At 39.6% G+C, this 13,434-nt stretch carries 10 protein-coding genes and 2 tRNA genes; 5 read left to right on the top strand and 7 right to left on the bottom strand.

Translation table 11 applies throughout. The annotated features are described in order from the left end of the window. Positions 1 to 165: 165 nt before the first annotated feature. Positions 166 to 429 (bottom strand): hypothetical protein, encoded by a 264-nt coding sequence (locus tag M23134_RS11835; protein ID WP_002696282.1) that lies wholly within the window; start codon positions 427 to 429, stop codon positions 166 to 168. Between the two features lie 569 nt (positions 430 to 998). Between M23134_RS11835 and M23134_RS11840 the strand changes: the two genes are divergently transcribed. Then, positions 999 to 1,718: a hypothetical protein gene (locus M23134_RS11840; RefSeq protein WP_002696284.1), complete on the top strand. Its 720-nt coding sequence runs from the start codon at positions 999 to 1,001 to the stop codon at positions 1,716 to 1,718. Between the two features lie 107 nt (positions 1,719 to 1,825). Here the strand turns inward: M23134_RS11840 and M23134_RS11845 are convergent, their stop codons facing one another. The 4 genes from M23134_RS11845 to M23134_RS11865 form a co-directional block, all read right to left on the bottom strand. After that, complete coding sequence (locus M23134_RS11845) at positions 1,826 to 3,166, bottom strand: tetratricopeptide repeat protein (RefSeq protein ID WP_045113442.1); 1,341 nt, start codon at positions 3,164 to 3,166, stop codon at positions 1,826 to 1,828. Positions 3,167 to 3,567: 401 nt separating this feature from the next. Continuing rightward, positions 3,568 to 5,124 (bottom strand): S8/S53 family peptidase, encoded by a 1,557-nt coding sequence (locus M23134_RS11850; protein ID WP_045113443.1) that lies wholly within the window; start codon positions 5,122 to 5,124, stop codon positions 3,568 to 3,570. A 708-nt stretch (positions 5,125 to 5,832) separates the two neighbouring features. Next, positions 5,833 to 5,905: transfer RNA gene (locus tag M23134_RS11855), tRNA-Phe, on the bottom strand. 629 nt (positions 5,906 to 6,534) lie between these two features. Continuing rightward, a tRNA-Phe gene (locus M23134_RS11865) sits at positions 6,535 to 6,607 on the bottom strand. Positions 6,608 to 6,719: 112 nt separating this feature from the next. On the opposite strand from M23134_RS11865, the gene M23134_RS11870 reads away from it, so the two are divergent. The 4 genes from M23134_RS11870 to M23134_RS11885 all read left to right on the top strand — a co-directional run bounded on the left by M23134_RS11870 (position 6,720) and on the right by M23134_RS11885 (position 11,056). Continuing rightward, positions 6,720 to 8,048 carry a (Fe-S)-binding protein gene (locus M23134_RS11870; RefSeq protein ID WP_002696293.1) on the top strand — a complete coding sequence of 443 codons (1,329 nt, stop codon included), beginning with the start codon at positions 6,720 to 6,722 and terminating at the stop codon, positions 8,046 to 8,048. A gap of 472 nt (positions 8,049 to 8,520) precedes the next feature. Beyond that, positions 8,521 to 9,504: a hypothetical protein gene (locus tag M23134_RS11875; protein WP_002696294.1), complete on the top strand. Its 984-nt coding sequence runs from the start codon at positions 8,521 to 8,523 to the stop codon at positions 9,502 to 9,504. 34 nt (positions 9,505 to 9,538) lie between these two features. Next, positions 9,539 to 10,129 carry a DUF350 domain-containing protein gene (locus M23134_RS11880; RefSeq protein ID WP_002696295.1) on the top strand — a complete coding sequence of 197 codons (591 nt, stop codon included), beginning with the start codon at positions 9,539 to 9,541 and terminating at the stop codon, positions 10,127 to 10,129. Positions 10,130 to 10,255: 126 nt separating this feature from the next. Next, complete coding sequence (locus tag M23134_RS11885) at positions 10,256 to 11,056, top strand: (Fe-S)-binding protein (protein WP_002696296.1); 801 nt, start codon at positions 10,256 to 10,258, stop codon at positions 11,054 to 11,056. A 160-nt stretch (positions 11,057 to 11,216) separates the two neighbouring features. Here the strand turns inward: M23134_RS11885 and M23134_RS11890 are convergent, their stop codons facing one another. Together M23134_RS11890 and M23134_RS11895 are read right to left on the bottom strand one after the other, a co-directional pair. Next, positions 11,217 to 11,969, bottom strand: a complete 753-nt coding sequence (locus M23134_RS11890) for a class I SAM-dependent methyltransferase (protein WP_002696297.1) — start codon at positions 11,967 to 11,969, stop codon at positions 11,217 to 11,219. 84 nt (positions 11,970 to 12,053) lie between these two features. Then, the gene (locus tag M23134_RS11895; RefSeq protein ID WP_002696298.1) at positions 12,054 to 13,211 is read right to left on the bottom strand and encodes a PQQ-dependent sugar dehydrogenase; all 1,158 of its coding nucleotides are present in this window, start codon (positions 13,209 to 13,211) and stop codon (positions 12,054 to 12,056) included. Between the last annotated feature and the right edge of the window lie 223 nt (positions 13,212 to 13,434).

Raw genomic sequence — 13,434 nt, forward strand, 5'->3', positions numbered from 1 at the left:
TATACATCCAGCCAGTTTAAAGCCTGTGTCAGGGTATTAAAAAACCTAAGTTGAAACTGTGGTTCCTTTGCCTCCTCGAGCAACTGTTCAATTGAAATTTGGGTAAAATATCCTTACTTTTGATCAACACAAGGTATTCGCTACCTGCAGCGTGCATAGCTTCTCCTATATGCAGTCCCGTCCATTGTTGATCTCACTGCCAAAAGTAATATTGAGTCCAGTAGCATCTATAATTACTGTCTTGGGCTGTAGCATTACCTGATACTTTGCTACCACTTGAGCGTTTTCTATAAATATTTCAAAGTTTACCCCCATTGTTTGGTTGTGGTTGCTCCATTGATGTATAAATAATGAAAGCGATTCGTCAAACCAAATACTTACGTATCTGGTGGCTTCTATCAGCTGCCAATTGATCCTTGGATTGTACATAGTTATAATATGGTTTAGTAATCATAAAAAGAGCTTGATCAGAATTGTTTATAGTTTGATCGCATCACTTACAATCTTGTGAAAGACTAATGGGTTTTTCATTAAAACGAGGCGTGATTTATGTGCGTATTTTACAAAATAACAACAAAAATTGGCTTATTCAATGATGAAATGTAGACTTTTACAGAGGTTTTTATTCTAAAAGGGCGTATTGAGCAGTCAGACAGGTAAATCAAAACACCCGTATTTGGTCATTATAAACATTGAAACAAGGGCTGTTTTCACCAAGGTGACTTATGAGTGCAAATGCTCACTACATTGTAAATTAAGGAACATGTTCAAAATAAGTGTCGAGATTGAGGTCATAAACTCAAGGCTGGCTGAGGCACTTTTTGCGGGCAAGGCAACATCCGGGGGATGTTGAGCCAGACCGTGGGACGGTACCACGGACAATAAAAGTAACGAAAGTCAGGAAAGAGGATATGTTCTAAACCGGACAGTTATTGCGATTACGTTCCTAAGTAGCCTATTTTTAAATATTGAAGGGGAGCAAAAACTACCACATTTGTATGAAAAAATATATGTATATTGGCACTATATGCTTGTTGATGCTGGCAGGGGGATGCGGCACACGCCAGGTAAAAGAACAGTTGGGCAAAATCCACTGTAACAATGGAACCATTCAACTCCGTACTGCTTCTTATCACAACCAAAAAGACCACAAGTTGTATATTCAAATAGACTTGATGTATAATGGTAAAGTAGTCTCACAAAACATAGGGCGCAAAGGCATACCAATGGCCAAAGCAGACAAGGAGGTGAAATTTATGAAAGTAAACCATAAAAGCGAAAGCGGTTTAAATATCTACATTGATCCTCACCAACTACCTAGAGACAAATTTAACCAGCTAGTACGCTGTATTCAACTCAATGAACAAAAACTTGTATCACTCATCAACGAAGTTCCCAATCAACACATCTCTAAGCAAGACTTCAAAGAAAGACAAAGCATCAATACTTTGGTCTATGGCAATTATGACGATATGGGACAACTATTTTATGTAGGCAAACATTTAGATCAACCTTTGCATGTGTATGTAGCAATTGATGGAACTTGTCAGTTGAGAAACAACGATGAATGGCACCTGCTAGGTAGAGTATTTGAAGGGTATTTAGACATTAGCGAAGTGCACTATAACCGTATAAAAAATTACCAAAGCCGCAAGGGAGTAAGGTTGGCAGACTACTTACGCCTGCGCAACATCAAGGTAGTATACGAAGACAGGTAACCTCCTAACCTGTGTTACAAAAAGTGGAAGTACCCAGAGCATAAATCAATAGGAGCGACAAACTTTTGAGGTAGCTTGTCGCTTACTTGATGGCAGGAGAGGGGGGCTTAGCTACAATACTTTCGGGCAATTTTATACGCCTTAGGGTGTCCATACTCTCCTGCTTTGCGCAAATTTTTACAAGCCTCCTCTTTTTTACCCATATACATTTGCGTCATTCCTTTGTTATAGTAAGCTTTATTGTTAAGCGGATCGAGCGAAATTGCCTTATCAAAGTCTTCGAGTGCCCCAGTAAAGTTTCTTGATTTGTACTTAATTACCCCACGGTGGTTATAAATTTCCGGGTTTTTGGGAGCCATTTTCATTGCCGTACTGAAGTCTTCCAGGGCTCCTTTGTAGTCCAGTTTTATTTCTTTGATTGTACCCCGTTGTATATAAGCCTCTACGTTTTTGGGTTGTTCATCTATAATAAATTGAATGTCCTGCATTGCCCCATCAAAATCTTTGAGCAAACCTTTGAGCCGAGCACGGCTAAAATAAAACTTTAGATTACGTCCGTCTAGCTCTATAGCCCGATCAAGATCTTTGAGAGCAGCTTTTAGGTCTTTGTTTTGTTCGTGCGCCTTTGCCCTTTCGGCAAAATAAGCTTCTTCTTTGTTATATATTTTAATTGCTTTGCTAAAATCGTCCAATGCTTTGTCTTGCTTGCCCTCTGCTACAAAATAACTGCCCCGACTAAAATATGCTTCGTGATAAACAGGGTTTAGTCTGATGGCTTTGTTATAGTCGGTAAGTGCCCCATCATAATTAAGCTGCTTTTTGGCAAGCCCCCGATGGTAGTAAGCTTCTGCATACTTTGGTTTTAATCGAATAGCCTCATCATAATCACTGAGTGAGTTTTTGGAGTCTTTCAGTGCCACCCTGATCAACCCTCGGTAATAATTGAACTCTGGGCGAAATTTGTTTAGTTTCAAGGCTTTATTTATGTCCATGAAGGCTGAGCGGTAGTCTGAAATATGGTATTTGGAAACTGCCCTTCTATAAAAAGAAAACGTATCTTTTTCGTGTAGCCTGATGGCTTCATTATAATCGTGAATCGCATCTTTGTAATCTTCTCTCAAAAACCTGCTATAAGCCCTTCCCCGGTAGGCTCCTGCCAGTTTGTTGTTAAGTTTAATTGCTTTGCTGTAATCTTTAATCGCCAATGAAAGCTTCTTATTTGCCTGATAAGCCTTTGCACGCTTTGCATAAGCCATGGCATACGTTTTATCTTTTTTAATGGCTTGACTATACAGTCTAATGGCAGCTTTAACACGTTGTTCCTCTACTTTTTCATCTCCTTTACTCACCAATGCTTTAGCTGCTTCAGTGTCTTGAGCCTGCACAGGTTGCATAAGGCAAAATATGAATAGAAAAAATATTCCTGCTGTACGAATGAATTTTGGCATTATTTCAAATAATTGTAATGATTGTTGAAAAGTCGTATGAAATTGTACGCTGAATTACCTTGGAGTATTTGTCCCTGTGAGAAAATTCAGTGCTTTTATAATCCAGAAGAAACCCAGGATAACTTCTCTCACTAAAATAAACTATTTGATTGTGAAAACAGAAAATATGTAAGAAGGATTGTATAATTCAAGAAAAGGTTTGAATAAAAGCCCTGCTAAAAAAATAAACAAGGAGTGCCCAAAGTTAATAAGTGCTTGATAAGCAGTAATTTGATTACTATTGTGAATTATTTGCAAAGCAAAAAGCCACCCACGATCAAAAGATGACCATGGGTGGCTTTAGTTACATTTATAACGTATTCATTCACAGGTTTTTTGAGGTGGCACACCTGTGGATTAATTTATTGTACACTTGCCACAGCCTTATAAGCATCTACCTTGCCCCAACCAAAGCTAGAGTTACGATTAGGATAAAACTCAGCACTACTTTTCAAGCGTTGCAATACAGTAGCACGAGACTGTGAAGGGTTGGTAGACCAAACCAAAGCCGCAATACCTGCCATAGTAGCAGTGGCTACCGAAGAGCCACCCACCTGATCGGGCGAGTTACCGCTCATAGGCAAGGTCAAGGCAGTGCGGCTGCTGCTGCCATCTCTTTGCATGACCAATACAAAATCTACCTTTCTACCATAGTGACAATTATGACACTCTTTGTAACCATTGCGGTCTGTTACCCCAGTTACTGCTAAAATTTCTGACATAGTAGCTGGAAAAATCACCCCTACAATATTGTTAGCCCACGAGAATGAAGTACCTGCGGCACTAAAAATCATTTTACCTTTGCCATAAGCATACCTTACTGCATCGGCAATTTGCCCTACCGACCATAAGTTACCCAACGACATACTAATGATGTGTGTATTTTTGTTGGCAAGTAGTACCAAAGCATCACTCACCCCATCTTGCTCATCACCACTGTTTAGCATTACGTCGTCGGTTCCACGTACTGCATATAAGTTAGACTCATAAGCTACTCCAGTAGGAGTGCCATCGGTAGTTCTTGGGGCAGCCATTACTCCCGACATAGACGTACCGTGTCCACAGTCGTCATTAGGACCATCTATTTTACGTTTTTGCCAAAACCATACGCTTGGAGCAAACGTGCCATAACGTTGAATTCTTCTGCCAACATTAGAGTAACCCCCATTAAAAGAACTACCTAATTTAGGCTGTGCCGGAGATGTTCCCGTATCAATCACCCCCAGGTTAATGTTGCGTCCTTTGCCGCTGATTCCCCAAGCTTGAGTTACCCGGTTTTTTTCTAAGTGCCATGACACTAAAGCATTGTCCGAAGCCCTGAAATAATCAGCCGATGGAATGGTACCACTGGTTTCTGAACCACATCCTGGCGAACCAGTAATTCGGTGATTGTTTTGTCCTGGCATAGTAAAATTATAGGTAGATGGTTCAGCATAACGTACCTTGGGTGAGTTACGTACCAGATCTACTACTTGGACGATAGAAACCGATACTTTAAAGAAAGGCAACACGTCATGTTCTCTAAGCACCAATTCTTTTCTGGTTTTGTTGATTCCATACTTTTTGTAAACGGCTTGAATATCGCTGATAAGCTGTTCTTTAGCTTTTACCCATTCGCTAGACTTTACGTCAATCTCATGCATGCGGGTATTGATATTTTTGAAGCCTTCGGGCATGTAGCCCACCGTCATTGAGCCATCGTTGCCATCTGTAATGGCCGAAAACAAAGTAGCATTGTCTACCCAAGCCCATTCAAACTCACCTTTAGTTTTAAGGTTGTCAGCAATGATCTTGTCTCTGGTGGCTTTGTTTACCAATTCCACACTTTGCTGAGGGTCAGGAGTAACATTATCCTCTGTTCGGGTTGAGCAACTACCCATTAAGAAGGCAGTCACTGCAATTAACATGTACTTTTTCATCTGTGTAAAGAGTGTAATATAAATTGTAAATTTAGTTGTGTATTGGTCATGTAACATTTTCGATACAGAACCAAGTAATGTAATTGGGGTATTAGTGATTTTTCTGTGTATAAATTGTGAGTTATACTACTGTTTTATTTAAATATCCCAGTTGAAAATATAACTCAATGGCAAAAATATAATATTTTATTGTTTTTAAGTACTATTGCGTGGAAATTTTTTGACGCTTAGTCAAAAAAATGACTAAAAGGAAGTTCTTGTGTTTAAGAAAATATTGTGTGTAAGTTTTAAAAGCTTTTTTGATTTTTATAGAAATAACTGCTTCGAACATTTATATAACATCTCTGAAATGTTAAAAATTAACAACACTCAAAACTTTGTATATTTTAAAGATTACTTAAAAGGAGAGGTTGTACGACTCTAGTGGTAGTAAGAATGGCAAGACAATAAAAATTGGAATCAATTGTGGGAAAATAATGCATCGATTATTCTCAAATTAGAGATATTAAGAATAAGACCGTCCACCAAACAATGTCCACCATTTAAAACATCAAAGTAAAAGAAACGGTAGGTAGAGCTTAGTAGTCAATGGCAAATGATGGTAATTAAATAAGTTAGAAACAATGACCTGTGGGTAAACAATAAGAGGGGTGCTTCTGAAGACAAGAAAACCCATTCAGAATACCTGAATGGGCTTTTTAAAATAAGTGGTGACACCTGGATTCGAACCAGGGACACACGGATTTTCAGTCCGATGCTCTACCAACTGAGCTATGTCACCATTGTTTTTCTTAGTTGGGAGTGCAAAGGTAATAAGCCACTGATTAATTGCAAACATTTTCTATCTTTTTTTTATTTTTTTTAAATCACTTATGATAAAAATTTTTGTCAAATATGATTTCTTTTATTTTTACTTTCATTATTCTATAAAAAAAGTGTAGTAGCCAAAAGTTAAACAAAACAAGGCCAATGTTTTATCACTGCTTGGGTATTCATCACAGAAATAATGTGGCTGTACTCAAGCCTAAAAAAGGGAAAGTAGCTGGCAAAGTCGATAAAAATAGGGGCTCAAAACTTACAGAAAAAAAATGTAGCACCTTCAGATATTTGATACTTAAAAAGAAGGTATTTAGAATGATTCAAAATTAATCTATCAGACTATGAAAGTTGTTTAAATAACCACTGAATTACGTAGATTTGTTTTGAGAATAGTATGCTAACCGAGTATTTTTAGAATAATTATATACAAGGATATAAAAATACAAAATTTACTGAAGAGGTGAGTACAATTATGTATATTGACACAATAAAAACTAAAATAAGGAAGGGATTATGGCGTGAAGTTACAGCTTTAATCCAGAAAACAAAAAAGCCTTTCTTAATTAAAAGAAAGGCTCAACGAATAAAAAGTGGTGACACCAGGATTCGAACCAGGGACACACGGATTTTCAGTCCGATGCTCTACCAACTGAGCTATGTCACCATTGTTTTTCAATCGGGAGTGCAAAGGTAACCACGCGATTGGTTATTCCAAACTTTTAACGAAAAAAATATTTATTTTTAAAAAATTAGACACGTAAATACAATTCAATATTATGAAATTTTTACCGCAGGTTGCTTTTTTGATTGCATTGGGGGTGACGGCTTACCTGATTTACCGCAGGGTTTCCCGCATTAGTGCCAACATTAAGTTGGGAAGGTCACTGGATCGTACAGATAACCCATCGACTCGCTGGAAAACAATGTTACGTATAGCCTTTGGGCAACAAAAAATGTTTGACAAACCTTTAGTAGGGATACTTCACTTTTTGGTATACGCCGGGTTTGTACTCATCAATATAGAAGTATTAGAGATTATTATAGACGGAGTAACAGGTACACACCGGATTTTTGCCGGGGTGTTGGGCGGTTTTTATACCGTACTCATCAGTTTCTTTGAATTTTTGGCAGTAGGCGTATTACTTGCCTGTGTTATCTTTCTTATTCGTCGTAACCTACTTAAGGTACCTCGTTTTGGTAGCCCCGAAATGAAAGGCTGGCCAACCCTTGATGCCACTGTAATCTTGGTGGTGGAGATTACCCTGATGGCTGCCATCTTGCTGATGAATGCTGCCGATACTGTATTACAGGCTAAAGGCGCAGCGCACTATACCCAAACTGGCGCATTTTTATTTAGCCAAATGCTTACCCCTGTGCTAGAGGGTTTGTCTATTAACGCTTTGGTAGTGATAGAGCGTGTGGGCTGGTGGTTTCATATTTTAGGTATCTTTGCTTTTGCTGTATATGTTACCTACTCTAAACACCTTCATATTGCACTGGCTTTTCCAAACACCTACTTCTCGAACCTACAGCCCAAAGGCTATATGGACAATATGGAGTCGGTAACCAATGAAGTACAGCTTGCTTTGGGGCTCAAAGAAGACGATGGCAACATGCCAGAAATTGATCGTTTTGGTGCCAAAGACATCAACGACCTGACCTGGAAAAACCTCATGGACGCCTACTCTTGTACCGAGTGCGGCAGGTGTACTTCTAACTGTCCGGCAAACATTACTGGCAAAAAACTATCGCCACGTAAAGTAATGATGGATACCCGCGACCGAATGGAAGAAATAGGGGAGTATATAGCCAAAGGAGGAGAGCTTGAAAAGGCCCTTGCAGAAGGCCACGGACTATACAGCGATGAGCGCATTTCTAAACAAGAATTGATGGCTTGTACTACTTGCAATGCTTGTACAGATGCCTGCCCGATCAATATAGACCCATTGTCTATTATTTTACAAATGCGTCGTTACATTGCCCTGGAAGAAGCCGATACCCCACAATCGTGGAACTCAATGTTTACCAATATTGAGAACAATATGGCTCCCTGGCAGTTTTCGCCCACTGACCGTTTCAACTGGGCTGAGAACCTGAATGACTAACAAACAGGTAAGCATAAGTTTGTTTTTGAGCTGTATGTAGTATTGTTCAAAAACAAACTTTTTAGGTTTGGACTATCTATGATCAAAGTTTTAGTAGGTTGGAAAGTTTAAAGTATAAAAATGAGGTAGGCAAACTAATGATACGCTAAAACCACCGTGTTGTTAGTCACTCAGCCAGTTGAGTGCCCTTAGTAAGGGGAACAGTGAGTGGAAGTAAGTACCAAGGCAGCATTAAACATGTCTAATGAGTAGGTATAACTACCTTATGATGAGCAAGTTGCTCTTACTTGTGGCGTTTTATTTGAACAATTGTACAGTTTATGTATGTATAATTTAGTTGTAAGTACCAAGGCAGCATAAACACACCTAATGAGTAGGTGTAACTACCTTATGATGAGCAAGTTGCTCTTACTTGTAGCTAATTGCTTGCGGCTACTTACCATTGATTTGTTTACTCAAAAATTAAAAACTTATGGGACTTTTTCGGTTCATTGGTCGCTTGTTCAAGCTCATCCTTACTTTGGGAGTAGTGCTTGTAGCATTGTTGGCATTGGCAGGAGGGTTAAGCGAAAACTTCAAAGAATTTGTAGATACAGGGTCAGAAAATGACCACCACGGTGACTATAGCTATCTTTTCAAAGACGGTAACAGCGGCTCAAGCGACGGTTCGTCTGGTGACAATACCCGTGTTGACCCAGCTCCAAGTTTTGCCGCCATTATTCAACTTACTAAAGAGCGTAACCACCAAAGGGTAGATGTAGAATCGGACAACTATGTGTTTGACTATGTGTACCGTGACGTGGCAAACCGGGGAACTAAAATGAAATGGGGCAATCGCAAGTTGTCTATTGACAATATTAACGATAGATTTGGTTTGCCCCCTGACTTTTTTAAACGTTCTTTTTCTTCAGAAGAAGAAATACGTGAAATTGCCGAACGAGGGTATTTTAAAGTGCAAAACAATACCGCAAGTCCCGACTACAACCGAATGATCCATATCAGCCGAAACATTACCCGCCCTATTTATGAGATGATCATGAAAAAAGTAGGGAGTGATGCGTCTTACCAAAAACCAATAGACGAGTTGTTGAAATTTTGTCAGGATATACCTTATAAAATTCCGGCAGATTTGTATAACAATAAACAGACAGGGGGAATATTTCCACCTTCATTGGCTTTAACTAAGGGCTATGCCGACTGCGATACCAAAGCAGTATTGTTTGCCAGCGTGCTTTTGCACAACCCTCGTTACAAAATTGTTTTTGTGACTATTCCAGGGCATTTGTTTCTGGCAATTAAGGGGGTACCCAAGCCTTATCAAAAATATGTGACCTATAGGGGCGAGAAATATATTTTGTGTGAACCTACCGGACCCGCCAGACTTGCTTTTGGCAAAGATGGTTTCAGTAATTACACAATTAATAAAATAGAGCCAGCCAAAGGTTATTATAACTAAAGCCAAAACTCATCAATTAAACAAAACCTGAAGTATGGATACCAACAGAATCATTTTTTCTATTTATGACGTTTCTCTGTCGCTGGTTTTTGGGTTGCTTACCATCTACATTGCCTTAAAGGTGATAGACAAGCTGGTGCTGAAGGTAAACACACTGAAAATGGTCAAAGAAGGCAATATTTCTATTGCGCTGTTCAAAGCAATTTTAATCATTTGTACCTTGTTGTTGATCCAAACCAGCATAAAATCATCCAACAGTGCTTTGCAAACAATGGCAGAGGCGCATAACAAAATCACGATCAAGATATTTATGATTTCGTTGGGGTATTTCTTTTTGTTCTATGTTATTTCTTTGACGTTTAGCGTCTTGCTAATTCTTATCAGCTTTTTTGTATACATCAAAGCCACTATAGACCTGGACGAAATAGCCGAAATAAAGAAGAACAATATTGCAGTATCTATATCCTTATCTCTGATTATATTTGGAATGACCCTATTTATCCGCCCTGCTTTTCATAACCTCATTGGCAGCTTTGTAAACTACAACGCCCTGCAGGTAGAGCAGGTAGATACTAAAAATAAAGGGGGAGGAGTTGTGCCCAAAAGGATAGCACCGCCACGTTAGGCGATGCAGATTGCACCGAATATTAGCATTAATTTTTTATATATAGTTAATGCAAGTACTGTTTTGATGTGCTTGCACTGAGTAAAAACCGGCAGTGTATATAAGCCGGTATTAAACGTAAAAAAAATGAGCGAAATGACATATAAAGTGCCTTTGATGGCGGATTTGGCAGCAGAAGGCAAGACCCCAGAGGTACTTTTCTGGGTAGGTTGTGCAGGATCATTTGATGATCGTTACAAAAAAGTAACCATTGCTATGGTGAAAATATTGAACAAAGTGGGCATTGACTTTGCCGTGCTGGGCACCGAAGAGTCTTGTACTGGTGATCCTGCCAAACGTGCTGGACGCGAAGACCTTTTTCAAATGCAGGCGATTGGCAACATTGAGTTGTTGAATGCTTACAACATCAAAAAAATAGTAACCGCTTGTCCCCATTGCTTTAATATTCTCAAAAATGAATACAAAGAATTGGGCGGCGACTATGAAGTAATTCACCACTCTACGTTTTTGCAGCAATTGATTGACGCTGGAAAAGTAAAAATGTCAGAAGGAGGAGAGTTTAAAGGCAAAAAAATTACCTACCATGACTCTTGTTACCTAGGCCGAGCCAACGACATTTACGAAGCTCCTCGCAAGGTACTTGAGCAACTCGATGCCGACCTGGTAGAAATGAAGCGTTGCCGTACCAAAGGTTTATGCTGTGGAGCAGGAGGGGCGCAAATGTTTAAAGACGCCGAAAAAGGCAGCAAAGAGATCAATGTAGAGCGTATAGAAGACGCCCTTGAAACGGGTGCCAATGTGGTAGCAGCGGCTTGTCCTTTCTGTATGACTATGATGACCGATGGAGTGAAAAGCAAAGAGCGCGAGCACGATGTAAAGGTGTTTGACCTTGCCGAGATTGTGGCAGACGCAGAAGGGCTTTCGTAGCCATTTACGATAACGTTTCATTTTGTGTGTTTTTTTCGTCTAAACTTCTGGTAATCAGTACTCAAAAATCGAGTTTACACAAACTCTGAAACGTTATCCTGTTTACTCATTAAAATCTAAAAAAGCCGTTGCTACACGAGAGAAGCAACGGCTTTTGTTTTTACATAATATCTAAACCCTGGTCACTGCTTTCGGTAAACAAAGTAATGGTGTCGATGTACCGATGGTTGAACGCAACAGAGGGGGTATGGGTCAAGGCTTGCTTGGCCAGGTATACCATCTGGGCTTTTAGTTTTTGGGTAAAAGAAGGTTTGTTAAAAGTGTATACATCCTTAGAGTAAATGGCTGTATTGTTTTTGAGAATACGAAAACCTTCACTTTTGACCAAAAACCTGAGCGAGCTGGGAGTATACATATTGATGTGACCATAAGCCAGAAAATGCTTGAGTTTTTTGTCTACCCCAAAACGATAATCTTTAGGAACCTCAATTACCTGATGCTTTGCCAACCTTTTCAACTCCCGCAAAAGCAAACGTTCAAACTCTACGTGCTCCAGCACATGAGTCAGTATTACCAAATCAAAACTATGGTCTTCAAAGGGTACCTTATATCCATCAAAAAGTTGTACACTTTTAAGCTGTGGTATATTGCGTGCTTGAATGGCCTCAAGGCCACTCTGGGAGATTTCTACTGAGTAAAGCTCCTGAGCGAAATTTTGGCGAGAAAGTTCCTGCAAAATACTTCCATCGCCTGACCCTACTTCCAACACCCTGTCAAAAGAGTGGCCTTGGGTAATATTGATGATATTCTGAACTTTATTTTTAGCACCCAGTTCCCGCCATTTTTTTATATGAGGATCTTTATATTGGGCATCGTATGAATCTTTCAGTTCTTGAGCAATGTTTGACTTCATCTGTCTGTGGCTAAAGTTAACGTATAATATACCCAGCCCAATAGTATTGAACCCATAGAGCCAGGGGAGAAATTGATTAAAAGTTTACTTATAAGTAATCCGATAAATTACATTGGCCATGTCATCAGACACCAACAAAGAACCATCAGGCATTTGCAGTACATCTACTGGACGCCCCCAGGCAAGTTGTTTTTCATGATCAAGCCAACCTTCAGCAAATGTCTCAAAATCAGTTACTTTACCTTCTTTGGTTTGCACCAAAGCCAACTTATACCCTACTTTTTTGCTGCGGTTCCAAGAGCCATGCATCGCAATGAAAGCTTTTTTGTTATAATCATTGGGAAACATTTTGCCTGTATAAAATCGCATCCCCAGAGCTGCCACATGTGCCCCTAGTTTTTGGGCAGGAGGAGTAAAGTCACTGCAAGGGCGTTTATCGCCAAACTTAGGATCTTTGGTGTCGCCCTGGTGGCAATAGGGGTAGCCAAAGTGCATCCCTTTCTTAGGCGCATGGTTCAACTCATCAGACGGCAAGTCATCGCCTAACATATCACGTCCATTATCTGTAAACCACAACTCTTTGGTATCAGGGTGCCAGTCGAACCCCACACTATTGCGTACACCACTGGCAAATACCTTCATACCAGAACCGTCTGGGTTCATACGGGTAATAGAAGCATATGTAGGGTTTTCTAAACGTTCACAGATATTGCAGGGAGCCCCTACAGGTACATAAAGTTTATCATCAGGACCAAACGCGATGAATTTCCAGCCGTGGTGCCTATCAGTAGGGTACTTATCATAGACTACTACAGGTTTGGGTGGTTTGTCCAAGTTGGCTTCTATATTGTCATACCTCAAAATACGACTTACCTCTGCCACATATAAGCTTCCCTTGCGAAAAGCCACCCCACAAGGCATGTTGAGCCCAGAAGCAATGGTGTAAACTTTGTCGGCTTTATAGTCATTATCATTGTCTACTACAGCATATACATTACCACCACCACGGTTGCCCACAAAAATAGTCCCTTTATCGCCTCTTACCATCGAGCGGGCTTCGTTTACTCCATTGGCAAAAATAGAAATCTGAAAACCTTTAGGTAATTTTATTTTCTCTAAGGGCAGGTTTTGAGGGTTGTTTGAGGTAGCATTGCTTTTACTGGTTTTAGAGCTGGAGTTGCAGCCCTGCATAAAAACGGTAGTAAGTAGCAGAAATAATATAGGAGTAATTTTTTTGCGCATGCGATATGTTTTTTTTGAATTTAGACAAAATGTACCATAAGTGATCTGGAAAAAATAAGCTGTGCCAATTCAAGAAAATATATTGTTCTCAAACGATTCAAAAAAAACGGTGCATAGCCAAAGCTATGAAACTTTTTTTTTTGAGAAGAATGAGGGCAGTAGATACACTTTAATGGCTCGAATTATTTATGAAAGATCACTAAAGAAAAACACCTGTCCTTCA

It is taken from the genome of Microscilla marina ATCC 23134 (assembly GCF_000169175.1).
Taxonomy (GTDB): domain Bacteria; phylum Bacteroidota; class Bacteroidia; order Cytophagales; family Microscillaceae; genus Microscilla; species Microscilla marina.

Coding starts and splice junctions, on each gene's coding strand:
- M23134_RS11875 (WP_002696294.1), top strand. CDS start 8,521: ATGGGACTTTTTCGGTTCATTGGTCGCTTGTTCAAGCTCATCCTTACT.
- M23134_RS11845 (WP_045113442.1), bottom strand. CDS start 3,166: ATGCCAAAATTCATTCGTACAGCAGGAATATTTTTTCTATTCATATTT.
- M23134_RS11895 (WP_002696298.1), bottom strand. CDS start 13,211: ATGCGCAAAAAAATTACTCCTATATTATTTCTGCTACTTACTACCGTT.
- M23134_RS11880 (WP_002696295.1), top strand. CDS start 9,539: ATGGATACCAACAGAATCATTTTTTCTATTTATGACGTTTCTCTGTCG.
- M23134_RS11840 (WP_002696284.1), top strand. CDS start 999: ATGAAAAAATATATGTATATTGGCACTATATGCTTGTTGATGCTGGCA.
- M23134_RS11870 (WP_002696293.1), top strand. CDS start 6,720: ATGAAATTTTTACCGCAGGTTGCTTTTTTGATTGCATTGGGGGTGACG.
- M23134_RS11850 (WP_045113443.1), bottom strand. CDS start 5,124: ATGAAAAAGTACATGTTAATTGCAGTGACTGCCTTCTTAATGGGTAGT.
- M23134_RS11835 (WP_002696282.1), bottom strand. CDS start 429: ATGTACAATCCAAGGATCAATTGGCAGCTGATAGAAGCCACCAGATAC.
- M23134_RS11890 (WP_002696297.1), bottom strand. CDS start 11,969: ATGAAGTCAAACATTGCTCAAGAACTGAAAGATTCATACGATGCCCAA.
- M23134_RS11885 (WP_002696296.1), top strand. CDS start 10,256: ATGAGCGAAATGACATATAAAGTGCCTTTGATGGCGGATTTGGCAGCA.